Origin of the sequence: Pontibacter chinhatensis (assembly GCF_900113285.1) — a bacterium.
Lineage (GTDB): Bacteria > Bacteroidota > Bacteroidia > Cytophagales > Hymenobacteraceae > Pontibacter > Pontibacter chinhatensis.
In genome coordinates, this window is the sequence record NZ_FOOT01000004.1 from 13,831 (window position 1) to 38,600 (window position 24,770).

At 53.9% G+C, this 24,770-nt stretch carries 19 protein-coding genes and 1 pseudogene; 2 read left to right on the top strand and 18 right to left on the bottom strand.

Annotation, left to right across the window (positions count from 1 at the left end; genetic code table 11):
• Nucleotides 1-9: 9 nt before the first annotated feature.
• The 17 genes and pseudogenes from BM040_RS12055 to lon form a co-directional block, all read right to left on the bottom strand.
• Nucleotides 10-738 carry an ABC transporter ATP-binding protein gene (locus BM040_RS12055; RefSeq protein ID WP_092101542.1) on the bottom strand — a complete coding sequence of 243 codons (729 nt, stop codon included), beginning with the start codon at nucleotides 736-738 and terminating at the stop codon, nucleotides 10-12.
• A gap of 10 nt (nucleotides 739-748) precedes the next feature.
• Nucleotides 749-3,787 (bottom strand): tetratricopeptide repeat protein, encoded by a 3,039-nt coding sequence (locus BM040_RS12060; protein ID WP_092101544.1) that lies wholly within the window; start codon nucleotides 3,785-3,787, stop codon nucleotides 749-751.
• A 16-nt stretch (nucleotides 3,788-3,803) separates the two neighbouring features.
• Entirely contained in the window at nucleotides 3,804-4,091 is a 288-nt protein-coding gene (gene gatC / locus BM040_RS12065; protein WP_092101546.1) for an Asp-tRNA(Asn)/Glu-tRNA(Gln) amidotransferase subunit GatC, read from the bottom strand.
• Nucleotides 4,033-4,839, bottom strand: a complete 807-nt coding sequence (locus BM040_RS12070) for a lysophospholipid acyltransferase family protein (RefSeq protein ID WP_092101548.1) — start codon at nucleotides 4,837-4,839, stop codon at nucleotides 4,033-4,035. Before BM040_RS12070 ends, gatC begins: the two co-directional genes overlap by 59 nt.
• A gap of 99 nt (nucleotides 4,840-4,938) precedes the next feature.
• Complete coding sequence (locus tag BM040_RS12075; protein ID WP_092101550.1) at nucleotides 4,939-5,502, bottom strand: NUDIX domain-containing protein; 564 nt, start codon at nucleotides 5,500-5,502, stop codon at nucleotides 4,939-4,941.
• Between the two features lie 103 nt (nucleotides 5,503-5,605).
• A complete protein-coding gene (locus BM040_RS12080) occupies nucleotides 5,606-5,935 on the bottom strand; it encodes a DUF1801 domain-containing protein (RefSeq protein WP_092101552.1) in 330 nt (109 codons plus the stop codon).
• 115 nt (nucleotides 5,936-6,050) lie between these two features.
• Nucleotides 6,051-6,431, bottom strand: a complete 381-nt coding sequence (locus BM040_RS12085) for a RidA family protein (protein ID WP_092101554.1) — start codon at nucleotides 6,429-6,431, stop codon at nucleotides 6,051-6,053.
• Nucleotides 6,432-6,504: 73 nt separating this feature from the next.
• Complete coding sequence (locus BM040_RS12090) at nucleotides 6,505-7,020, bottom strand: hypothetical protein (RefSeq protein WP_092101556.1); 516 nt, start codon at nucleotides 7,018-7,020, stop codon at nucleotides 6,505-6,507.
• Nucleotides 7,021-7,227: 207 nt separating this feature from the next.
• Entirely contained in the window at nucleotides 7,228-9,126 is a 1,899-nt protein-coding gene (gene acs / locus BM040_RS21920) for an acetate--CoA ligase (protein ID WP_217646783.1), read from the bottom strand.
• Nucleotides 9,127-9,204: 78 nt separating this feature from the next.
• Nucleotides 9,205-11,097: pseudogene (locus tag BM040_RS21925) on the bottom strand (propionyl-CoA synthetase); the annotation flags it as partial.
• A gap of 97 nt (nucleotides 11,098-11,194) precedes the next feature.
• On the bottom strand, nucleotides 11,195-12,886 hold the full coding sequence (locus tag BM040_RS12100; RefSeq protein ID WP_092101561.1) for a sodium:solute symporter family protein: 1,692 nt from the start codon (nucleotides 12,884-12,886) through the stop codon (nucleotides 11,195-11,197).
• Between the two features lie 27 nt (nucleotides 12,887-12,913).
• Nucleotides 12,914-13,177 (bottom strand): DUF4212 domain-containing protein, encoded by a 264-nt coding sequence (locus BM040_RS12105; RefSeq protein WP_092101563.1) that lies wholly within the window; start codon nucleotides 13,175-13,177, stop codon nucleotides 12,914-12,916.
• Between the two features lie 275 nt (nucleotides 13,178-13,452).
• Nucleotides 13,453-14,181, bottom strand: a complete 729-nt coding sequence (locus BM040_RS12110) for an SDR family NAD(P)-dependent oxidoreductase (protein WP_092101565.1) — start codon at nucleotides 14,179-14,181, stop codon at nucleotides 13,453-13,455.
• A 75-nt stretch (nucleotides 14,182-14,256) separates the two neighbouring features.
• Nucleotides 14,257-14,700, bottom strand: coding sequence for a hypothetical protein (locus BM040_RS12115; protein WP_092101567.1), 444 nt, complete (start codon nucleotides 14,698-14,700; stop codon nucleotides 14,257-14,259).
• A gap of 325 nt (nucleotides 14,701-15,025) precedes the next feature.
• Nucleotides 15,026-16,420: an ATP-dependent protease ATPase subunit HslU gene (gene hslU, locus BM040_RS12120; protein WP_092101569.1), complete on the bottom strand. Its 1,395-nt coding sequence runs from the start codon at nucleotides 16,418-16,420 to the stop codon at nucleotides 15,026-15,028.
• A 69-nt stretch (nucleotides 16,421-16,489) separates the two neighbouring features.
• Nucleotides 16,490-17,533 carry a type IX secretion system protein PorQ gene (gene porQ / locus BM040_RS12125; RefSeq protein ID WP_092101570.1) on the bottom strand — a complete coding sequence of 348 codons (1,044 nt, stop codon included), beginning with the start codon at nucleotides 17,531-17,533 and terminating at the stop codon, nucleotides 16,490-16,492.
• A gap of 82 nt (nucleotides 17,534-17,615) precedes the next feature.
• Nucleotides 17,616-20,099 carry an endopeptidase La gene (gene lon, locus BM040_RS12130; protein WP_092101572.1) on the bottom strand — a complete coding sequence of 828 codons (2,484 nt, stop codon included), beginning with the start codon at nucleotides 20,097-20,099 and terminating at the stop codon, nucleotides 17,616-17,618.
• 224 nt (nucleotides 20,100-20,323) lie between these two features.
• On the opposite strand from lon, the gene BM040_RS12135 reads away from it, so the two are divergent.
• Nucleotides 20,324-22,297, top strand: coding sequence for an OmpA family protein (locus tag BM040_RS12135; protein ID WP_092102843.1), 1,974 nt, complete (start codon nucleotides 20,324-20,326; stop codon nucleotides 22,295-22,297).
• A 418-nt stretch (nucleotides 22,298-22,715) separates the two neighbouring features.
• Complete coding sequence (locus BM040_RS12145; protein ID WP_092101577.1) at nucleotides 22,716-23,474, top strand: DUF4184 family protein; 759 nt, start codon at nucleotides 22,716-22,718, stop codon at nucleotides 23,472-23,474.
• 106 nt (nucleotides 23,475-23,580) lie between these two features.
• Here BM040_RS12145 and BM040_RS12150 read toward each other — a convergent pair whose 3' ends face one another.
• The gene (locus BM040_RS12150) at nucleotides 23,581-24,768 is read right to left on the bottom strand and encodes a LysM peptidoglycan-binding domain-containing protein (protein WP_092101579.1); all 1,188 of its coding nucleotides are present in this window, start codon (nucleotides 24,766-24,768) and stop codon (nucleotides 23,581-23,583) included.
• Between the last annotated feature and the right edge of the window lie 2 nt (nucleotides 24,769-24,770).

Below are 24,770 nucleotides of genomic sequence, written 5' to 3' on the forward strand. Positions count from 1 at the left end.
ACATCCAATTTAATGTTGTTGCTCTGCCTGCATACGGGCTGCAGTGGTTACGTCAGGGTTTAGCGTGTCGGACTCTACCAGGCCGTCGCGGAGACGCACAATGCGGTGGGCGTACCGGGCAATGTCCTCCTCGTGCGTTACCATGATAATGGTATTGCCTTTGGCGTGCAGGTTCTCGAAGAGCTCCATGATCTCGTAAGAGGTTTTGGTGTCGAGGTTACCGGTCGGCTCGTCGGCAAGTATAATGCTGGGGTCGTTAATAAGCGCTCTGGCAATGGCCACACGCTGCCGCTGGCCACCCGACAACTCATTAGGCTTGTGCTTGCCGCGGGTGCCCAGGCCCACGCTCTCCAGCGCCTTTTGTGCCCGCTCCTCGCGCTCGCTTTTGCTATATCCCGCGTAAATCAGCGGTAGCGCCACATTCTCCAGCGACGACTGGCGCGGCAGCAGGTTAAAGGTCTGAAATACGAAACCGATCTCCTTGTTACGCACCTCCGCCAGCTCGTTGTCCGTCATGTTGCTCACATCCTGCCCGTTCAGGATATAAGTACCGCCGGTGGGTGTATCCAGGCAGCCGATGATGTTCATGAACGTGGACTTGCCGGAACCCGAGGGGCCCATGAAAGCGACATACTCTCCCTTGTTTATACTAATGGACACAGATTTAAGGGCATTGATTGTCTCAGCGCCCATGCGGTATACTTTCGAGATGTCGTGGGTTTCAATTATGATGCTCATACAGCCTTTATCATAGTTGCCAGTTTTCGACGCGGTTCTCCACTTCCTGGCGTTTTTGTTCAAGTTCTTCTATAAATGTAGCATATTCAGCGGGAGGAAGCAAGTCCCGGAGCGTTTCTGCAGCCTGGTTGGCGTAAGAAACCAGACCTTGCTCTACGCTTTCCAAAGCATAGGCTTTGTACAATTGGGCGGCATACGGGTTATAGGTGATGCCATCCAACAAAATATTGTATGCTTTGTCACCGTCGGGGTCCTGTTTCTTGAAGAAGTTAGCGGCGGCCAGCAGGGTCTCCTCGTCGTAGGCCAGCATTTTCACGGCCTGATCGTAGCGGGTAGCAGCCTCTTCCGTGCGGTCCCTAACCTCGGCAACGCGCGCCTTAAAGTATAAGCCCATGCGTTTATCGCGGTCGTTCAGGTGCAGGCGGTCCATTCTGTTGAGCAGCACATCATACTTCTCGGTGTAAAGCCACAGCTTTAGCTGCAGCAGGTTCAGGGCTGAGCGCAGCTCTCCCTCAGGCCGCAGCATGTCGCCTGCTTCTTTGATAGCATCGTAAGCCAGCTTCCACCTTCTCTTGTTGAGCAGGTACTCCACACGGGTCACCAGGGCGTGCCGCTTTAGGTCTTTCTCCTGTATGGAGTTAACCATTGTGTTTACCTGTTCCAGGGTAAGCGTAGGCAGGTAAGTAAGAAGATACTGCAGCTTTTCCTTGTCTGTTGCTTGCACCAGCACCGTATCCAAATCCTGGCGCAGCAGGATGGCTATACTCTGTGCCACTGCAATCGCGGCCTCGTTCTCGGTATAGGCCACCTCCTCCAGCGCCCCTACAGCTGCTTCCGGCTGATGTGCCATGGCCAGTGCATAGCCATGCGCCAGGTAAGCCTGTGTATACCCGTGGTCTTTTGCCTGCTTAAAGTAGGAGGCCGCCGCACGGTAGTTCTTCTCCTCCATCATCCAGAGGGCAAGGGTGTTGTAGTAATAGCCACTCTGGTTCTCCATCTGCAGGGCCAGGTTCTCCACCAGGCGCCTTCCTTCACGCGGCAGGCCGTTGTAGTGGTGTACCAGTCCCTTCAGGAAGGTTAGATCGCTGAAAAATAGCTGATTGCCCGGTGCAGCTAAGTAATCGTTTATGTGTTTCAGGCGGGCTGTGTCTCCCTTGCTCAGGCTGCTGATGGTCTGGTTGTAAAAAAGGGTGAAGTCCTCCACCTGTTCCAGCGAGTCGGGCATAAAGCGCTCCCTGTCCTGCGGCTCCAGGCCGAGCAGTTGGCGCAGCACAGCCTGGTTGCTGCGCAGTGTTTTATACTTCCCTTTCCTGGACTCCTCCAGCACTAGTTTCGCCGGCTCCAGCATCGCTTGGCGGGTGTAGTAGGCCAGGCGGTTGCTGCGTACTACCTCATTGCCCGGGCCGTACTCCTGCGCCAGGTTAAAGTAGTACTCGGTGCTGTCCTGCACACTGGTCTGGGTGTATAGCAGGGCCAGGTTGTTGTAAATCTCAGAACTCTCCGGAAACCTCTCGGCCCCCTGCTGCAGCACATACAGCTTCTCAAAGAAGTATTGCTTCTCGTCATAGAGGTTGGCTAGCCGGATGTATAGCTTGGGGTTAGGCCTGCGGTCGATGGCCTCCTTCAGGAGCAGGATTTCCTGGTTGCGCTGATTTTCCTGCCTGTACATGGAGGCCAGGCTGTAGTTTGCCTTCACGTTGCCGTTGTCGTACACGTTGCTCTCCTCGTAAAAGCGCTTGGCCAGGATGTTGTTGCCGGAAGCACGGTACAAATCGCCGATATAGCTATAGTAGCCTGCCTGCATCTGAAAGTATGAGCGGTACTGGGTGCGCATGATCAGGATCACGCAAATCACCAGGCTCATGATAAAGAAGGAGAAAAGCGAGAAGGTCCTGGGCTCATACACCACCTTGTACACCTGCAGGCGCTGCTCCAGCAGTCGCCCGAAGTTAAGCATCACATAGGCGAAAAAGCCAAAGCCAAAGGCCAGGTGCGTGTACACGATCAGGTTGCGGTAAAGCAGCGCGAGCGAGTCGTTGGCCGTAGCAAAGGCGTAGCCTATGCTCAGAAAAGCAAGTATGGCAAACACCAGGTATAAAACTGCGCCTGTGGGCCTGAACGGGAAGAGCTTGCCGTAGAACGCCTCGCGCTGCCGCATGCCCCAGAAACCGGCTACCGTGGAGAGTAGCAGGATAACGTATGGGTTGATTGGAATCAGCTCTGCGTCGAGGTAGCCCAGGTGGCGCAGGTACAACAGCACCAGGGTAAGCAAGTATAAAATGCTGATAAGTATAAACTGCCACATGCTGAAGCGGCGCTCCGGCGACTTGGCCTGGGTGTTTATCCAGAGCAGGGCGTTTACGTTCTCAAAGCTCACCCACAGCATAAAAATAACCGTGGCCGCAAGCAGCCCCAGCGAGCTGTAGCTAACCAGGTGCAGCGTGATCAGCTCCGGTGTAAAATCGGCCTCGGTGTAAATAAGCAGCCCCAGCACCGCGACCACGCCCAGCATGGCCAGTACCCGTAGGCCAAAGCCCGTGTTGGGCAGGAAGGCCTGAAAGGCGTAGCTGCCCAGCGCAAAGAGCACAATGCTTACCAACAGGGTGGTTTGGCCAGCACCGCCAAAGATCTCGAGCAAGTCGAAGTTAAAGGTTGCCAGGAACAGCATGAGCAGCAGAATGCCCGCAAAGTAGGGCAGCTGCCGCATGGTGCTGATGGCCGCCGTGTAAAAGGCCAGGCTCACGCCCAGTATAAGCAACAAGATGCCCGCTGCCGCCGTGTTGGCCTCGGGCAGGGCCACGTCGTACTGCTCCAGCAGCAGGTACCCATCGGCCGAGAGCGTGAACCCCTCCAGCAGCGCCGGCACCTCGCTTACTGGTACCGGAACCACCTGCAGGTCGGTTAGCTTATCCCAGGCAAACAGGGAGCTATCGCCGGTGAAGAAGTAGTACACCCCCAGCGCCAGCGCCAGCACACCCAGCAGCAGTAAAAAAAGATAGGGATACCTGGTGTGCGTATCCCATTTCTCCCAAAACTTTATCTTACTCATATGTTAAGCCTGCGATTTACTCCAGCACTTTTGGCACACGGAAATAATCGGAGTCTTTTTTGGGTGCGTTCTGTAAGGCTTCCTCGTGGGTGATGGTGTTGCGGGGCTCGTCCTCGCGCAGCACGTTCACCTCCTCCGACATATGGATAAGCGGGGCCACGTGCTCGGTGTCGAGCTGGCGCAGCTGGTCTACCCAGTTGAGGATCTTATTCAGGTCCTGCAGCACCTCCTGCTCCTTTTCCTCGTTAAACTCCAGCCTTGCTAAGTGCGCTATCTTGCGGATGGTTTGAATATCTGTTGACATGTACTTTAGTATGTTTCGAAATTTCAGCCTGAATAATATTAAATACCTGCTCTTTTAGCCGTGGCAGGTCTTCCATCGTCATGCCCTTGGTCTCAATTGGCTCGTGCAGCACGATCTTGAGCGGGTGCCAGCGCACTTTCAACTTGCCGTCCAGGTCAGGCAGGAAGTGCTGGTTATAAGGCATGGTTACCGGCACCACGGGCACCTGTTTCTCAATTGCCAGTTTAAAGGGACCGTCCTTAAAGGCCATTAGCTTCTCGCCAGCGGTTTTCGGGATAGTGCCTTCCGGGAAAATAGCCAGGCTACGCCCCTCCTCCAGCGTTTTTGCCGACTTTATATAGCTTTTGGCACTGCTGATGGCGCTTCTGCGGTCTACGGATATGTATAGTTTCTCATACACCTTGCCCCACAGCGGCACCTTACACAAATCGGCCTTACCCACAAAGTTAAGAAATCCGGGAATGGCGTGCAGCATGACCGGGATATCGAGGTACGAGCTATGGTTTGGGGCGAAAATGTAGCGTTGCTTCGGGTTGTGCCTGAAGTGCCACTCTACCTGCAACGGCACTAGAAACATGCGCAGCGAGGTGGAGGACCAGAACCTGTTGATGCCATGCAGCCTCCTGTACCACTGCTCCCGGCGCATCAGCACGGCCTGCAGCGGATAGGTAACCACGAAAGGAAGCACAAACCAGGTAACGCACCAGGTAGTATAAATCCGATGTGATAGATATTTTATGGCCTTCATCTGCTCAAATGTAAGTATAATCCCTCGGTTTGCCGCCGCACGGCGTGCCTGTATAACGCAGAAATTTCCTGCTTTTATACTTTGGCAAAGTATAAAGGGCTACAGCCGGCCCTGCTGCTGCAGCAGAAACGCTGCTTTCAGGATTCCGGCCACGCTAATGGCATCCGTTATTTCGTTATTGGTGGCCATGCGCACCGCCTCCTGAAAGGGCACCTTTTTGATGTGCAGCACCTCAGTTTCTTCAAAAGCAGTTTCGCCGGCGGTTAGTTCCTCGGCCAGAAAAACAAAGCCTTCTTCATCGGTTACAGAGTTGGAAGTATGTAGCCGGCAGATATTCGTCCACTTGGCGGCCGTGAAACCGGTTTCCTCCTTCAGCTCGCGTTTGGCCGACTCCAGGATGTCGTTCTCCACCAGTCCGCCGCCCATGGGTATCTCCCAGCTATACTCGTGCAGGGGGTAGCGGTACTGGCCGATCAGATAAGTATAGCCTTCGTTATCGATGGGTATAATACCGATGGCTTTGTTTTTCATGCTTACCACGCCGTAGATGCCTTCGCTGCCGCCGGGGGTAAGTACTTTGTCTTCGCGTAGTTTAATCCAGGGATTCTGGTATACTTCCCGGCTGGATAGGGTGGTCCAGGGGTTATGTGTTTCGTCGATCATAGCTTAATATGTTGCCAGTGCAAAGATAGGAAAGATGCGGGTCTTCAGGCTACCTTGGCCTGGCTGTATAATTGTTCCTGTAGCTTTTAGAACTCCAGCTGCACTAAGCCGAAGCCGCTTTAAACCACTCCCGCAGCAGATCCTTATCGATAGCTGCTGCAGATTTGAGCTTAATGTGGCGCATATCCTTGCCTGTGCCTTCCAGCAGGTTGTGCTTGTCGGTTAGTTTATCTAACTGGAAGAAGCCCAGCGTCACGTAGGCTTTGGCTGTTTTGAGGTAGGCAAAGTCTTTCGCTGCTTTGAAAACAGGCCGGCTCCACTTAAATTCCTCTACCACATTTGGCACACTTTCGTGGATGAGTTGGCGTACCGCCTCCATGATCTCCTGGTGCTTTCCGGCATTGGTGATGTATTCTGTTACCTGTGGGTTCATGAAGTATAGTTTATACTTTGGTTTGGTGAAGTAACAAGACGTATAGCTTTAAAACTACAGAAATTATACTTTATACTTACTCGTAGCTACATACAAGTAAGTATAAAGTATAAAATTAGCCCTTACGGGCTATCATCTCCATCTCTACCTGCGCGCCCAGCGGCAGCGAGGCCACGCCGATGGTGGTGCGGGCAGGGTATGGCTCAGAAAACTGGGTCTTGTATACTTCGTTCATGGCGCTGAAATTGCCCATATCGGTCAAAAACACATTTACTTTCACCACATGCTCCGGCGTAAGCCCGGCCGCGGCCAGCACCTGGAAGAGGTTTTTAAAGCACTGCTCCGTCTGGACGCTGATGTTTCCCTCCACCAGTTTACCGGTTGTGGCATCTATCGGCGTTTGCCCGGACAGGAAAACCAACTCGCCGGCCTCCACGGCATGGGAATATGGGCCTACAGCTACGGCGCCTTCGGCGGTAAATGCTTTTCTGGGCATGGTAGAACTTTGAGGTTAAATAAACGTGAGTCTTAAGATAGCATTATTTCCGGGTTAAGCGGTGAGAAGTAAGTTACAATTTGCTTTCCTCCAGGTCTTTTTTCAGGCTCGCGATCTTCAGCCTTTTATTTGTCAACAGGTACCGCAGGTCGGCTTCATTATCAATCATCAGCTGCCTGTGGTAGTAGTTGATATGCTCCAGCACCGCAAAAGCATTGGCGCAAACCGCCCAGATCATCAGATTATCAGGTATGGTTCTCCAGTCTGTGATGGATAGCTGCAGGAGGAGCACCAAAGGCATCAGCCCGATTAAAACGATGTTCACGCGCTTGGATTTCCTGAAAAACTGAAGGCTTTTTACCTGGCTGAATGTTTTGCCGCTTAACCGGTGCAGCTTGAGTTTCCAATAGTGCTGGCCCTGCAGCAGGATGACGATGCACACCAGAAGCCCGTAGATCAGCAAAAGGATATCTGCCAGGGCGTAATGATACAGCAAGTAAACCACCAGCAGGGGAAACGTAACCAAAGCGTGGAACTTCTCGAGAGGGTAATACCAGCTTAGCCGCTTAATTAATGCTTTTTTACTCATGCTAAAGGGGAAGGAACAATTGCCAATTCAGCGCGTTTTTGCTTACCGGCGTCCACATATACTTTCGCACTAACCGCACTGTACCGGCAAATATAACCCCAAGCTATTGTATTGCTATACTTCCAGGCACATATAAAAAGCATGCAGTCCTACAGCCGGAGCCGCAGAACTGCATGCCTTCCATCATACTTTCCGGAGGTTACTCTTCTACAACGCCCCAGCCTTGATTTCATCCACCACATCCGGGTCGAGCAGCGTGGACGTGTCGCCCAGGTTGGACGTTTCGCCTTCGGCTATTTTGCGCAGGATGCGGCGCATGATCTTGCCAGAACGCGTCTTAGGCAAACCGCTGACGATCTGAATCTTGTCCGGCTTGGCGATCTTACCGATCTTCTCCACCACCGTCTCGATGATCTCAGCACGCAGGTACTCCTCTTTCTCCGGAATTTCCTTGCAGATCACAAACGCGTAGATGCCCTGCCCTTTCACATCGTGTGGGTAGCCCACCACAGCCGACTCTACCACGTGCTCGTTGTGGTTGATAGCCTCTTCGATCTCAGCAGTTCCGAAGCGGTGGCCGGACACGTTGATCACGTCGTCCACACGGCCGATGATGCGGTACAGCCCGTTCTCATCGCGCTTGGCACCGTCACCGGTAAAGTATAAACCTTTGTAGGTAGAGAAGTAGCTCAAACGGCAGCGCTCGTGGTCGCCGTAGGTGGTGCGAATCATACCCGGCCATGGGAACTTCATGCACAGGTAACCCTCTACCCCATTCTCGGCGATTTCGTTGCCTTCGCTGTCTACCAGTATCGGCTGAATACCAGGCAAAGGCAGCGCGGCATGGCTCGGCTTCATAGGCGTTACGCCGGCAAGGGTCGAGATCATGATGCCACCGGTTTCGGTCTGCCACCAGGTATCCACCACCGGGCAGCGCTCCTTACCTACGTGGGTATGGTACCAGTGCCAGGCCTCCTCGTTTATCGGCTCACCCACCGAGCCCAGCACCTTCAGGGAGTCGAGGCTATAGGAAAGCACATCGTCAATATCACCGGCCATCAGCGAACGGATAGCTGTTGGGGCCGTGTAGAAAATCGTCACGCCATACTTGTCGCACACCTGCCAGAAACGACCGTTGTCCGGATAGGTTGGCACGCCCTCAAACATCAGCGTGGTGGCGCCGCTCAGCAGCGGACCGTAGAGCAGGTAGGTATGGCCCGTCACCCAGCCAATGTCGGCCGTACACCAGTAGATGTCGCTTTCCTGGTACTGGAACACGTTCATGAAGCTATACTGCGCATAGACCATATAACCGCCGCAGGTATGCACCACGCCCTTCGGTTTACCCGTAGAGCCAGAAGTATAAAGTATAAAGAGCATGTCCTCGGCATCCATTTCTTCGGCAGGGCAGTCTTTGCTTACCGTCTTCACCTCATCATGGAACCACACGTCGCGGCCCTCCACCATGTTCACGGCCCAACCCAAACGCTCCACCACAATCACGCGCTGCACCGATGGGCAGTTCTCCAAGGCCTCGTCCACCACGCGCTTCACAGGAATCTGCTTGGCGCCGCGGTTCAAACCATCAGAGGTCAGTACCATGGTAGCCTGCGCATCGTTAATGCGGTCGGCCATACTTACTGCCGAGAAACCGGCAAAGATCACCGAATGGGTCGCGCCAATGCGGGCGCAGGCCAGCACCGCGATCGCCAGCTCCGGAATCATCGGCATGTAGATACAGATGCGGTCGCCTTTCTTGGCGCCGTTTTTCTTCAGCACGTTGGCAAACTGGCATACTTTCTCGTGCAGCTCGCGGTATGTATAGCGGATAAAGCGTTCTTTCGGGTCGTTGGGCTCCCAAATCAGGGCCAGCTTGTTGCCGCGTGTTTTCAGGTGGCGGTCGAGGCAGTTCTCTGTGATGTTCATTTTACCGCCCTGGAACCACTTCACGTTTGGCTCGTCAAAGTTCCAATCCAGCACCTTGTCCCACTTCTTGCGCCAGGTAAAGGTGTCGGCTATGTCAGCCCAAAACCCCTCGGGGTCCTCTGTGCTGCGTTTGTAGGCCTCCTGGTACTCCTCGTAGGACTTAAGTTGATAATTCGTCATGGCAAGATTTAATTCTTGGTTAGATAGTGTTTTAAGGTTTATAAAAGCATTCCCAACTCGCCTGCTCTTCAGGCGGTCGCGTATCTCGGTCAGTATGGCCGGGTCGTCAATCGTAGACGGCACAGCGTACGGGGTGCCATCGGCGATGTGGCGCAGGATGCGCCTGAGTATTTTGCCGGAGCGCGTCTTGGGCAGGCGCTGCACTTGCAGCACCGTCCTGAAGTAGGCCACCGCCCCAATCTTCTCCCGCACCAGCGCCACCAGCTCTTTCTCCAGCTCCTGCTCCGGAATAGTCTGTCCGTCTTTGAGTACCACCAGCCCCACAGGCCGCTGCCCTCGCAGTTCGTCCCCTATTCCAATCACGGCACATTCGGCCACGGCAGGGTGCGAGGAGACCATCTCCTCCATTTCGCCGGTCGAAAGCCTATGGCCCGACACATTAATCACATCGTCGATGCGGCCCATAATGTATACGTAGCCGTCCTCGTCGATGTAGCCGCCGTCGCCGGTCATGTAGTAGCCGGGGAAGCGCTCCAGGTAGGACTTGCGGAACCGCTCGTCGTCCTCCCACAGCGTGGGGAGGCAGCCCGGCGGCAAAGGCAGCTTCACGGCCACAATGCCCTCCTGGCCCGGGATGAGTTGTTGCCCCTCCTCGTTGAGGATGTGCACCTTGTAGCCGCTCACGGGTTTTCCTGCCGACCCCGGTTTAGCCGGGAAAGGCTCTATGCCCATCATGGTCGCCACCATCGGCCAGCCCGATTCGGTTTGCCACCAGTGGTCAATAACTGGCACTTGCAGTAGGTCCTTGGCCCAGTAGTAGGTGGCCGGATCACAACGCTCACCAGCTAAAAATAGGTATTTTAATGAAGGAGTGCCGTATTTTTTCTTAAAATGTCCGTCCGGGTCTTCTTTTTTGATAGCCCGGAAAGCGGTTGGCGCCGTGAACAGTACTTTTACCTCATGCTCCTGGATAATACGCCAGAAAGTACCGGCGTCGGGCGTGCGCACGGGCTTGCCCTCGAAAAGGATGGAGGTGCAGCCGTGGATAAGCGGCGCGTATACCAGGTAAGAATGCCCCACAGCCCAGCCCACATCCGACGCTGCCCAGAACACATCGCCCGGGTCCACGTCGTACACTGCCTTCATGCTATACTTTAGCGCCACGGCATGGCCTCCGTTGTCGCGCACGATGCCCTTGGGTTTGCCGGTAGTGCCCGAAGTATAAAGCATGTACAGCGGGTCGGTGGCATCCACGGGTACGCATGCGGCTGGCTCGGCCTGCTCCAGAAGCTCCATGTAGTCCAGGTCGCGGCCCGGCTGCAGCGCGGCCTGCACCTGCGGGCGCTGCAGGATGATGGTATGGTCCGGCTGGTGCGTGCTGCTGGCCAGTGCCTTGTCCAGCAAAGGCTTGTAGGGAATCACGTTGGAAAACTCGATGCCGCAGGAGGCGGAGATAACAACCTTGGGCTTGGCATCGTCAATGCGGACGCTTAACTCATGCGGCGCAAAGCCCCCGAACACCACTGAATGGATAGCTCCCAGCCGTGCGCAGGCCAGCATCGCCACTACCGCCTCAGGTATCACCGGCATATAAATTACCACGGTATCGCCTTTGCCAATGCCCAGGTTTTGCAGCGCCCCGGCAAAGCGGGCTACCAAATCGCGCAGCTCGGCATACGTATACTTGCGGAGCACCCCCGTTACCGGCGAGTCGTAGATGAGGGCGTGCTGCCCCGCACGGCCGTTCTCGACATGGTAGTCCAAGGCCAGGTAGGCGGTGTTAAGCTTGCCGCCCTTGAACCAGCGGTAGAAGCCCTTTTCATCGGTACTCAGGACTTGCTCAGGTTTCTCGTACCAGGCAATCTGCTCGGCCTGCTCGCCCCAGAAGCTTTCCGGGTCGGCTATACTTCGGGCATACTCCCGGGCATAGCTTTTTGGTTTTCGTTGTGAGGTTTTCATAGTTCCAGCCATCTCAATTTCTGTTTAAGCATCAAGGTTCATCCCATTCATCAAAACGCATAAAAGGAGCCTTTGGGATATGCCAACCTGCCTGCCGCATCAAAAATTATCAGTGGTGCGCCACCGCAGCACCTGACCCTCTCGGAACGCGGATGTCTTCTATCAATTCCTGAATATGCATCGGCGGTGGCGGCGTCATGCGCGATACCAAAAAGGAGACGATGAAGTTAAACAGCATCCCCAGCGTGCCGATGCCTTCGGGAGAGATGCCCATCCACCAGTTTTCCGGCAGGTTCGCCTCCGGGTTGATGAACTTAAAGTAGGAGATGTAGGAAATGGTGAAGGCAAGCCCTACCACCATGCCCCAGATAGCTCCCTGCTTATTCATACGCGTAGAGAAGATGCCCATGATGATGACCGGAAAAAAAGAGGCCGCCGCCAGACCAAAGGCAAAGGCCACCACCTCGGCCACAAAACCGGGTGGATAAACCCCGAAGTAGCCGGCCACCACCACCGCCAGCATCGCGGCCAGACGTGCCGCCACCAGTTCGCGCTTCTCCGAAATTCCGGGCATAAACGACTTTTTGAGCAAGTCGTGGGAGATGGAGGTGGAGATAACCAGCAACAGACCGGCCGCCGTGGAAAGGGCGGCTGCCAGGCCTCCGGCTGCCACCAGGGCAATCACCCAATTGGGCAGGTTGGCAATTTCCGGGTTAGCCAGCACCATGATGTCTTTGTCAATGGTCAGTTCGTTGGCCTCCGGGTGGTTGACATACTGCACATGGCCGTCGCCGTTTTTATCATCGATGCTGATGAGTCCGGTTTTTTGCCAGTTCTGCACCCACTGCGGCATTTCAGCTACAGGGCGGTTGCTGATGTTGTTGAGCATGTTGTAGAGGCCGAAAGCGCCGATTGCCGGAGCTGTGGTGTAAAGTATGGCAATAAACGCCAGCGCATACCCGGCAGATTTCCGGGCATCCCTTACCTTAGGTACGGTAAAGAAGCGCACAATCACGTGGGGCAACCCGGCAGTGCCCACCATCAGCGCTGCGGTGATAAAAAATACATCGATGGTTGACTTGGTACCGCTCGTGTAGGGGGCAAAGCCCAATTCACCGAGCATGCCATCCAGCTTCTGCAGCAAGGGTGTTCCGTCTTCCAGCGTGCCCCCTAAGCCGAGCTGCGGAATCGGGTGACCGGTGAGCATGACGGAGATAAAGATAGCTGGCACCATGTAGGCAAAAATCAGCACACAGTACTGTGCCACCTGAGTATAGGTAATGCCTTTCATGCCGCCCAGTACGGCATAAAACAGCACAATCACCATCCCGATAATCACCCCCGTCTCTATCTGCACCTCCAAAAAGCGGGAGAACACGATGCCCACGCCGCGCATCTGCCCTGCCACGTAGGTAAACGAAACAAAGATGGCACAAACCACCGCCACCAGGCGGGCTGTTTTGGAGTAATAACGCTCGCCCACAAAATCGGGCACGGTAAATTTGCCGAACTTGCGTAGGTACGGAGCCAGCAGCAAGGCCAGCAGTACGTAGCCGCCCGTCCAGCCCATCAGGTACACCGAACCGTCGTAGCCCATAAACGAAATCAGGCCGGCCATGGAGATAAAGGAGGCCGCGCTCATCCAGTCGGCGGCGGTGGCCATACCGTTTGCCAGCGGGCTCACCCCGCCCCCGGCCACGTAAAATTCTTTCGTAGATCCGGCACGCGACCAGATGGCAATGCCAATGTACAAGGCAAACGTGAGGCCTACAATCAGGTAGGTCCAGGCTAAAATACTCATGGGAATTATGTTTAAGGTGAGATGGGATTAGTCTTCGTGCACGTCAAACTCGCGGTCGAGCCTGTTCATCAGCCACACATAAGCGAAGATAATCAGCATGAAAAAGTAAATAGACCCTTGCTGTGCAAACCAGAAACCCAGCTTAAAGCTGCCCAGCGTAAACTGGTTCAGCTCCTCGACCAACAGTATCCCGAACAGGTAGGATACGGCAAACCATATCCCAAGCAGGAAGAGTAAGATGCGGAGATTTCGTTTCCAGTAGGCCTGCAGCTTTTGTCTTTTATTATTCATCTTTTAGCGGTTAGAAGTGTGTAGGCAGTGTTTTGTGTGTTCGGGTTGATGCTCCTGCCTATACTTTGGCAGGTCACCTTCTCCATGCCTCTGCAAACCTGTATCCTGTATAAGGTGGACTTAGGTTTAAGTATAGCATTAAGAAATTAGTGAATTTGAAATATAAGAAAAAGCTTTTATACTTCAACCTCTGCACTTTAACGATCGCAGGTATTAGAATAAAAAAGGCTCTGCCATGTAGCAGAGCCTGAATAAGGAGTATGTCTGAAACCGGATTACATGTCCCGCACTGATACCACCACGTCGTTATACTTGCCCGTGTTGTGGAGGAAGTCTTTGATCTTTAAAGCAACTTCTTCCGGAGAGGCCAGCTCGTTATTGGCTTTGTACTGCCGGAACTTCTCTACCGTGCTGAAGCGGCCGGCGTCGCTGGAGCGTATCTGGCCCTGCATCTGCGTATCCACCACGCCCGGCGAGAGAGCGTATACTTTCACGCCGGTGCCGCGCTTGTCCTGCTCCAGTTGCACGGTGTGGGAGAGCATGTCAATAGCGGCCTTGGAGGCGCAGTAGCTCGCCCAACCGTCCACAGGATACTTGCCAGCGCCCGAGCTGATGTTGACAACGACTTTCTGCGCCTGCTGCTCCTGGTATACTTCCAGAAAGGTGTTCATCAGCATGGCAGGCACAATCACGTTAACGTCGAACACAAACTGAAAGCGCTCGTTGGGCATGCCCTCCCCTACATACCCTATATCGCCCAGCACGCCAGCGTTGTTAATTAGCACAAGCTTCTCGGCGTCCGGGTAAGGCAGGAATATCTTCTGCAGGTTGTGTTCCACGGCAGGGATATCGGAGAAATCGAGGGGCTGGTGGCGGTAGTTCGGGTGCTTGATGCTGCAGCTGCGCGATACGCCCACCACGCGGTTATTCTCGTCTTTCAGCAGCTCTTCGGCCAGCGCCTTGCCTATGCCCTTGCTGGCCCCGGTGATGATGTAGATGTTCAAAATTAGAAAGTTAGAAGGTTAAAAAGTTAGAAAGTTGGAGTTAGAGGTACGGAGGTGGTTTGGTTTAAGGTTGCCCTAATGTTGTATGGGCTCTCTATCCCGAAGTTCATTGAATAAGTTCTCTATAGTTCGTTCTCCAAGTTTTTCGTCAAGCAAATCATCCATCTCAAGATTGTAGCATTTATGAAATGGTGAGTAAACATCTCCAGTGTAAATAACATCTATACCGAAGTCCTCCTCAAGCTGCCTGTAGAAGTTATACGGGAAACCGTTGGGATGCTCCTCTACAGCATCATTACTAAAGTACATCCTAATTACTCCTCTTTCGAAGTCTACTTTAGCCTTCCTCTCAGCTTCACCACAGGTTTTAACAGAAAGATTGAAGTTTCTCGCCTCCTTCCAATCAGCAGGGTGAGATCTTTCATCTACTATCCAGTAAGTCAGTATTGTTGCAAACAGCAGCAGTATCACCAATGCTACTACCACAGGCAGCCTTTCATCTATACTTTTCTGGGTCATCCGTTAAACTTTATACTTTCTTAAAGTATAAAATTGCCGCCAAAACAAAAAGCCAGCGCCTCTGCCTTTGCAGAAACGCTGGCTCTGAAAGTATACCCAAAGTATAAACTTGTTCAAAAGCGAGTCTGGAGACTCGCGGCACACCGGGCGGCACCGGTTGGATACCGGCGCCAGTGGCACCTTTTATACTTGGGCACGAAAGTAAATCCGCCCCAACTATAGTTTATACTTTCTAACCTTCTAACTTTTTAACTTTCTAACTCCAGAGACGCAAAGTATGACGTCTCCACAACTCTCTAACTCCTCAACTCCCAAAATCTCTAACTTAAAGTATATACTGACTCAGGTCGCGATTTTTCACCATGTCGGCCAGCTTTTCCTGCACCATTTCACGGGTAACCACGATGCGGGCGTTTGCACCAATTTTGTCTGGCACGTCGAAGAGGATGTCGTTAAGCAGGCGGCTCATCACGGTGTGCAGACGGCGGGCACCGATGTTCTCCACCTCCGTGTTCACCTCATAGGCAATAGAGGCGATTTCATCCAAGGCCTCGTCGTTAAAGGTCAGCTCCACGTTTTCAGCCGACATCAGGGCCTCGTACTGTTTGGTTAGCGCGTTTTTCGGGAACTTGAGGATCTGGTAGAAATCGTCTTTGGTCAGGCTGCTCAGCTCCACACGAATCGGGAAGCGGCCCTGCAACTCCGGAATCAGGTCGGACGGCTTGGCTACGTGGAAAGCACCGGCCGCAATAAACAGAATATGGTCGGTATTGATGACGCCATACTTGGTGTTCACCGTGGAACCCTCTACAATCGGCAAGAGGTCACGCTGCACGCCCTCGCGGCTCACATCAGGGCCTCCACCGCCTTTGTTGCTGGCGCTGGCTACTTTGTCAATCTCATCGATAAAGATCACGCCCGAGTTCTCTGCCTTAAAAATGGCCTCTTCCTTCACCTCGTCCATGTCAATCAGCTTAGAGGCTTCTTCCTCCAGCAGGATCTTGCGTGCTTCGGCGATGGTAACTTTGCGCTTCTTGGTTTTCTTAGGCATCATGCCGCTGATCATCTCCTGGATGTTCATCATGGAGGCCTCGTCCATACCTGGTCCCATTACGCCTACGCCTGGCATGGCGCTTTGCTGCACCCGAATCTCAATCTTGCGGTCTTCCAGCTCCCCGTTGCGGATCTTCTCACGGAATTTGTCGCGGGTGCGTTCGTTGAGCTCGTAGTCGTTGTCTGGCATGGCGTTCGGGTCAGCCGTGGTGGTGTAGGACGGGGTGGCGCGGCCTTGGATTGGCGGAATCAGCGCGTCAAGTATGATATCCTCTACAACCTCAGCGGCTTTCTGCTTCACCTCCTCCTTCTTCCTGGTCTTCACCATGTTCACCGACTGCTCTACCAGGTCGCGCACCATACTTTCCACGTCGCGGCCCACGTAGCCCACTTCGGTAAACTTAGAGGCCTCTACCTTGGTGAAAGGCGCATCGGCAATTTTGGCCAGGCGGCGGGCAATCTCGGTTTTACCTACACCAGTGGCTCCTATCATCAGGATATTGTTTGGTACGATGTCAGCCTGTATACTTTTGTCGGCGTTCATGCGGCGCCAGCGGTTGCGCAGCGCGATAGCTACGTTGCGCTTGGCGTCTTTCTGTCCGATGATGTATTTATCCAGCTCCGCCACAATCTGGGCTGGTGTTAAGGATGCAATATTATCTAACATGTCTTCTTCTTGTGTTTATACTTTAAAAACCGGCTCCGGCTTATAACAAGCCGCTACGCCATGGGTTTTTCAACTATTCTTCTTTCTCAAAAAGGCGCCGGTGTTCGTTGCCAGGGTGATGTAGTGCGTGGCCCCCGAGGGGTGAAAAAAGGCGCTGCCGTAGTTCAGTTCGAAGTTACGCACCCGCACCATGGCCCCCACGGAGAAACCTGCTCCCCCTGCTTTAGTATCTAAACGTAGTTCTTTGCGTCGGAGGTGATTGTAGCCGGCCCGCAGCTGAAAATTTTTGCTCAACACAAACTCCGCACCCACCACAAAGTGCCGTGCAATCTTGTCGCCCAGCTTCTTTTCCTCCTCTATTTCGTTGCCGTTGGCATCCAGCTTTCCGGGTGCATTCGGGTCCAGGTACACGATGTCGAACTGGTAGAGCCGGTGCGCCGTGAGCGAGAGTCGCACGGGCATGTGCTCGGGCTTATAGCTCACCCCCAGTTGTGCGTCCCAGGGCATCTGCTGCCGCTCGCCGCTGTCGAAGGGCTTAATCTGGTAGCCCACGTTCTTAAACGCCAGCCCCACCGTAAAGTCCTGCTCCGGGTGCCGAAACACCGCCCCCGCATCAGCCAAAATGCCCACTGCCTGGTCGCCGGCTATACTGGACACGGCCACTTTCGCCGTGGCACCTATCGTAAAGGCCTCCATTTCGCGGGAGTGCGTCAGCGCCAGCGCATAGTCGTTCACGTTAAAGGTGCCCAGCTCCAGTCCCGTAGGGTCGCGCTGCACAAAGTCCCCGTAGTGGAGGTAATTTATACTTGCCGCCCAGCGCCCCAGCTTCTCGGAGTTAAAAGCATACACCGCATGGCTCTGCTTGATATCAGCCAGATAGCCCACATAACTCAGGCTCACCTGCCCGTCCATCTCCTGGTTCAGCAGTGCCGGGTTAGCCGTTACCATGTTCACGTCGTGGGCGCCTGCCGTTACGTTCACCCCGCCCAAAGCTGCCTGCTTGGCACTGGCCGGAAGCTCCAGAAACGGGAAACCCCGCTGGCCGCCCACCTGCGCCTGCGCCGTGAGCGACAGGCTCACCAGAGAGCAAAGTATAAAGGCGGCTTTTTTCATACTTAGTTTTGAGTGAGCGAATGAGTGATTGAGTGAATAATATGTAGAGTGTCTGTTATCATTCGCTCATTCGCTCAGTCACTCATTCAGCATTTTTCTCCTCCCGCACCACCAGCTTCAGTGGGTGCTTCACTTTTTCTTTCAGTAGGGCGATTTTCACGACTTCATCCACACGGTCTACATAGTGAATGTGCAGCCCCTTGATGTACTGCTCCGGAATCTCGTTGATGTCCTTGCGGTTCTTCTGGCTAAGGATAATATCGCTGATGCCGGCGCGCTTGGCTGCCAGAATTTTCTCTTTGATACCGCCAACCGGCAGCACTTTGCCGCGCAGCGTTATCTCGCCAGTCATCGCCAATCTGGATTTTACCTTGCGCTGGGTAAACACCGAGGCAATGGACGTAAATATTGCAATACCTGCCGACGGGCCGTCTTTTGGCACAGCGCCCTCCGGGAAGTGAATGTGCAGATCATACTGGTCGAAGAGGCGGTAGTCGATGTCCAGCAGTTCGGCGTGCGCTTTTAAGTAGGAAATCGCCGTCATTGCCGATTCCTTCATCACATCGCCCAGCTGACCGGAAAGCGTTAGCTTGCCCTTGCCGCGGCTAAGTATACTTTCGATGAAGAGGATATCCCCGCCCACCGAGGTCCAGGCCAAGCCTGTCACTACGCCAGCGGTGTCGATGTCCTGGTAAATCTCCTTGTCGAAAATCTCCGAGCCCAGAATCTTGGTCACATCCTCCGGCTTGATGGCAGGGGTAAACTTCTCCTCCATCGCCTTTTGTTTGGCGGTGTTGCGCACCAGCTGTCCAATCTTCCGCTCCAGGTTCCGCACCCCAGACTCGCGGGTATAATCCTCGATTACCTTATGGAGGGTAGTTTTCGACACCTTCACATCTTCTGGCTCCAGCCCGTGCTCAGCAACCTGCTTGGGTACCAGGTGGCGCCTGGCAATCTCGGTCTTCTCCTCCAAAGTATAGCCGGTCAGCTCAATGATCTCCATGCGGTCGCGCAGGGCGGGCTGTATGGTTTCCAGGGAGTTGGCGGTGGCAATGAACAGCACCTTCGACAGGTCGTACTCCACGTCCAGGTAGTTGTCCATAAAGGTATGGTTCTGCTCCGGGTCCAGCACCTCCAGCAAGGCCGAAGAAGGGTCGCCACGAAAATCAGAGGCCAGTTTATCGATCTCGTCAAGTATAATCACCGGGTTAGAGGAGCCCGTTTTCTTGATTTGGCTGATAATCTTGCCCGGCATGGCACCCACGTAGGTGCGGCGGTGCCCGCGAATCTCGGCCTCATCGCGCACCCCGCCCAGCGACATGCGCACGTAGTTGCGGCCCAAGGCTTTGGCAATGGAACGGCCCAGCGAGGTTTTACCCACGCCCGGAGGTCCGTACAGGCACAGAATAGGCGCCTTCATGTCGTTTTTGAGCTTGAGCACGGCCAGGTACTCCAGAATGCGCTCCTTCACCTTCTCCAGCCCGTAATGGTCGGCGTCGAGGATCTTTTTGGTGCGCTTCAGGTTGAAATTATCTTTGGTGTACTCGTTCCAGGGCAGATCCAGCAGGAACTCCAGGTAGTTTACCGCCACCGGGTACTCCGCGGCCTGCGGGTTGAGGCGGGCAAGTTTGTCTATTTCTTTCTTGAAATGCTGCGCCACCGGCTCCGGCCACTTTTTCTTGGCGGCACGCTCACGGAAGCGCTCAATCTCCTGGTCGGGCCCCTCCTGCCCCAGCTCGTCCTGCAATACCTTTATCTGCTGGCGCAGGAAGTAATCACGCTGCTGCTGATCCAGGTCGGTGTGTACTTTGGAGTGGATCTCCTGCTTTAGTTCGAGCAGCTGTATTTCGCGCAGCATGAGCTCCAGCAGCTGGGTGCCACGCTCCTTGCTGTCGTTTACTTCCAGCAGCTCCTGTTTCTGGGCCACCTCCACGTTCAGGTTGCTCGACAGGAAGTGTGTCAGGAAGCTTGGGCTATCGATGTTGTCGAGCGCCACCTGCGCCTCCTGCGGTATTTCCGGGTTCAGCTTCAGCATCTTGGCCGCCGCATCCTTGAGCGAGTGTACCAGCGCCTTCACCTCGCGGCTCTGCTTGTCCATCGGGGTCTCCTCGCAAAGGCTAACCTTAGCGGTTAAGAAAGGATCCTCCTGGGTAACTTCGTCTATTTTGAAGCGGCTCTGGCCCTGTATGATGATGGTCGTGTTGCCGTCGGGCAGCACCAGCATCTTGAGTATCTTGGCCACAGTGCCTACGCCGTACAGGTCTTCGGCCGTTGGATCGTCAGAGTTCGTATTTTTCTGCGCCACCACCCCTATCACGCTGCCGCTGCTGTGTGCCTTGCGCACCAGCTTGACAGATTTTTTGCGGCTTACCGTAATCGGCAGCACCACCCCCGGAAACAGCACCGTGTTGCGCACCGCCAGAATCGGCAGCTCGTCGGGCAGGTTTACGGATTTGATATCGTCCTCTATTTCAGCGGTTATCACAGGTATTAGCTCCATGCCGTCGTCATCTGAAGCGCTACTGAGAAGTAAGTTTTGAAGAAAATGCTTTAGTGTTTGGTTCATATGTAGATCAGTGCCAATTTGGCAGGAAAACGCATCAGTCCCCCCGTTTCCCTGCGTTGCTGATATTGTTCAAGTCTTGTGCCAAGGGTGCCGCCCTGCTGATTTGTCTGCCTTTAAGCGGGGTATTAGTCTTCCCGCAAAAAAATAGCACTATCCAACTGCACTATTACAATAATATAGCGCAAAATAAATATCTTTGAGCGTTGGGCAAAATTACATCGCTGATGAAACGCTTGTTCCTGTTGGTATATCTCCTGCTCACGTTCCTGCTGCCTGCGGTTGTGCAGGCACAGCAAATCACCAATGTAGAGCCCGAGGCTATTACTGAGGCAAAAATCCAGGTTTCAGAGCTTCAGCCAACCTCCGAGTTGCACCTCGATTTCCCCAATTTAAACAAAATCCCTTATTATCACGACCGTAAAAAGCTCTCGCTTATCAACCGGCTGGAGAAACGCAGGCAGTATGCCAAGGTGCTTCCGCTGCTGGAGGAGTATGTGCATAACTTTGGGGTAGAGAATTTTTACAAGGACACCGAACTGCTGTGGCGCCTGGGCCAACTGCTGGAGCGCCAGGGCAACACAGAAAAAGCCAAGGCCCTTTACCGCCTCGTGCTCAAGCACCACCGCTCCAACGTACGCAGCATCATGTCTTACTACGACTCGCTGGAGCAGAATACCAAAGACTATTACGTGCCGCTGGACTATTATTACGAGCTGGTGGAGTATAGAAAATCCATTGCCACGTTTAAGCCGCCGCAAGGGGTATACCTGAACATGGGCTACGCCATCAACTCGCCCTACGCCGACTACGGCCCTACCCTGAACGACGAGAACGAACTGCTCATTTTCACCTCCAAGCGCAATGTGGTGGGGCTGCATAACCGAGCCAACGAGGATTTATACTTCAGCAAGCAGAACAACGGCTTCTGGGAGGAGGCGCAGTCGTTTGGCAAACCCATTAACAGCATTTACAACGAGGGCTCTGCCTGCCTGAGCCGCGACGGTAAGACGCTATACTTTGCCCGCTGCGAGGCGCCCGACAGCTACGGCAACTGCGATATTTATGTGGCCACGCGCCAGGAGGACGGCAGTTGGGGCCAGATCCGTAACCTGGGCCAGAACGTGAACAGCCCCGCCTGGGACTCGCAACCCACCCTCTCCCAAAACGAGGACACGTTATACTTTGCCTCCGACAGGCTGGGCGGTTTCGGCCTCTCCGACATCTACTTTACCCATAAAACCAAGTCCGGCAACTGGGCACCGGCGCAGAACCTGGGGCCGGTTATCAATACCCGCGAGAGTGAGGTAAGCCCTTTTCTGCACCCCAAGTTTCAGGTTTTATACTTTAGCTCGCGCGGGCAGCTCAACCACTTCGGCGACTTCGACATCTACAAAACGTACCAGTCGGGCGGGCACTGGCAAGAGCCGCGCAACATTGGCCCTTTGGTGAACGGCCGTGGCAGCGAGTATTATTTCACCATCGATGCCGCCTCGCGGAACCTGTACTATGCCCGCTCGGAAGCCAACGACATCCAGAACCTGGATTTATACTCCTTCCCGCTGCCCATGGAGGCCCACCCGCTGGCCGTCACCAAGGTGGAGGGCACGCTGCTGGACTCGGTTACGAACAAGCCGCTTTCCGCTGTTGTGTCGGTGATTGACCTGGACAATGGCATTGAGATCTCGAGCAAGTATGTGCGCCCGGACGGCTCGTTTGAGTTCAACCTTATCGACAATACCCGCTACATGATCCTTATCCAGAGCCCGGATTTCTTCACAATTGAGCGGGAGTTGGAGCTGCGCGGCGACACCTCGATCGACTTCATGACATCAGTGATTGACTACAGCATTCCGCTGGTGTTCAAGAACATTGAGTTCGACCCGATGCAGTCGGATATTACGCCGGAGATGGAGCCTATCCTGGATGAAGTAGCCTACTTCCTGATTGACCACCCTACTTACCTGCTGGAGATTGCGGGCCATACCGACAGCGCCGGAGATGCGGAGTTTAACCAAGTGCTCTCGCAGGACCGTGCGGATGCCATCAAACGCTACATCGAGCGCAAGGTAAACATCGGCAGCGACCGCATTGAGGCCATTGGCTACGGCAGCAGCAAGCCTATCCGGGAGGAGCAAACTGAGGAAGACCGCCGCATTAACCGCCGCGTGGAGTTCAAGATCATCAAGCTGAGGCAGTAAGCTGTCTCTGTTTGTGTAGTTATACTTTGACTGAAACGCTAAAGTATAACGGCCATACTTTATACTTAAAATAAGATGATAGAGGATATTTTCTCAGGCTTTTCGTTGCTCGAACGTCTAGGAGCCGCTACGCGCTGGCTATACTATTTTCTGCATAGTGCGCTTACCGGCAGCAAGCGCCGGAAGTATGGCGAATTCTACGAAGGCAAAAAGGCTGGAGATTTTCCAGGAAGACCCACAATGCCATCTATAACAACGTAGTTGGTACGCTAGCCCTGCTTGTTATCATCGTTGTGCTGGTGTTCCTCTCCGACAACTGTTGTGCTGGTGTTCCTCTCCGACAACTTTTATTGAAAGTATAAAAGTGAGCCTCATTTCCAGAATTTGCGTTAGCTTGTAGGGGAACACCAGAAGTCCTATGCCCTTTACAGCCGCCCACCCTGCAATCATACTTCCGCTGCTGCGCCGCCGCTGGCTTTCTGCCACCGCCCTGGTAATGGGCAGCATCGCCCCTGACTTCGAGTACTTTTTCCGCCTGGAGACGCTGAGCCGCATCAGCCATACTTTACCCGGTCTGCTGCTGTTTAACCTGCCCGTCACGCTGCTCCTGTGCCTGCTCTTCCATACGTTTGTGCGGAACCAGGCCATCCGGTACCTGCCGCCATACTTTAAGCAACGGGCACTGGCTATAAACTACCCGGCAAACTGGCTGCACTACCTGCGCAGTAACTGGTTGGTGATCGTTGCATCGGCCCTGATTGGATCATTCTCTCACCTGTTCTGGGACAGCTTCACCCATCAAGGTTTATACTTTGTGAACCTGTTTCCCATCCTGTCAGAATCCATCGCCATACCCTTTACCAGCGAGGAAATAGCATTGCACCGCGTGGTGCAGCACGTCAGCACCTTAGTAGGAACTATACTTATACTTTGGTACGTGCACCTGCTGCCCGCAAAGCCCTTGCCCGAAGAGGAAATGGATGCATGGCTCTGGTTCTGGCTCCTGATTGGCACCATGGGATACTTCTTCCTGCTGTTTAACCTGATGGTGCGGAGGCACCTAGAACGGAAGCCCGGCCATATGATCGTTACCCTGATTAGCGGCTGGCTACTTACGCTTCTGCTATACGGCCTGGTGGCCTGGTTGCAGCGGCAGCTGAGAATGAGAAAAGGCTGAGCCCCTCAACAGGAACCCAGCCTCTTTATACTTTATACTTTATACTTTATACTTTATACTTTATACTTTATACTTTATACTTTATACTTTATACTTGTAATTGGCTTTACTTACGCGCCGTTGGCAGGTCGGAGAGCACGCGCTTGGCCATATTAGGCATACTGTCGCGCACAATGCGGTTCACGTCGTTGATGTTGGACTCGTAAGGCACCTTTACTTTGTTGCCCGATACCAGTTCCCCTTTGCTGTCGTAGATGCTGTAGTGTACTGTAAAATCGCGCTGGTAGTTCTGGGCGGCTCGATCCAGGCAGTTTTCGTAGATGGTCTGCACCTCAAACTGGTTAATGAAAACGTAGTAATCGATGCCGTACTGGTTGTTAAAGTAGCTGAAGAAGTTAGGGTCCTTCACCGTTACGCCGAAATGCTTGTTCGGGTCCTGGGCTACAGGCAGCACCGCAGGCTGTCCTTTTATCCCCAGTTTTCCCTTCTGCTCTTTCACCCAGTTCAACATGCCGCTTTTGTCCTCCTTAACGGCAGGTTGATGGTTAAACCTGCTTTGCTTGTTATCGGCATAGGCATAGTTGAGTGATTTGTAGAGGCGGCTCAGTTCGCTCACGCTGTCGCGGTACACGCCCCCCAGCAGATGGATGGTTTCGTAGCCATCCGGTGCCATCATGGCGTTCAGGCGACCACGGAACACGTGGCGCACGTTCTGCAGCGGTATCCTGGACTGGCGCGCAATCTCCATGTCGGCATCGGAGAAGTATAAATGCGGGTCGAAAGGCACCACCAGGATGCGGCTCTTGGTTTTATAGGCCGCCGTTGTTGGCCCGGGAGCCGGTGAGGCAGAGGTACTTTCCGCCGCTTTCTGAGGAGCAGCTGTTCTGGCAGGTTGTGCCGCGTTGCTGGCCGCCTTAGCCGGTGTGGCCTGAGGCGCAGGACCTTGTGCCGCAGGAGCCGCCTTAGCCACGGCAGGCTTAGCCTGTGCAGCAGTGGCCGCTGGCTTGGCAGCTACCTTCTTTCTTATACTTGGGTTAGAGAGGTACAGGGTCTGCCCGATCTGCAGTTTATGCTCGTTCCAGGATTGCAGCGAGTCTATCGGGATGTTGAAGCGGCGGGAGAGGCTATAGTAGGTATCTCCTTGCTGTACCTGGTAAACGCTGTCGCTTTGGGCAGCGACAGCGTTCAGGTTTATATTTTCCAGGTCAGCTAAAGGTGCAGCCGAGACCTGGTTTAGTGCAATAAAAACAAAAAGGATTAAGTTTGCTAAAGCTACGCGTACGATGAAATTCATGA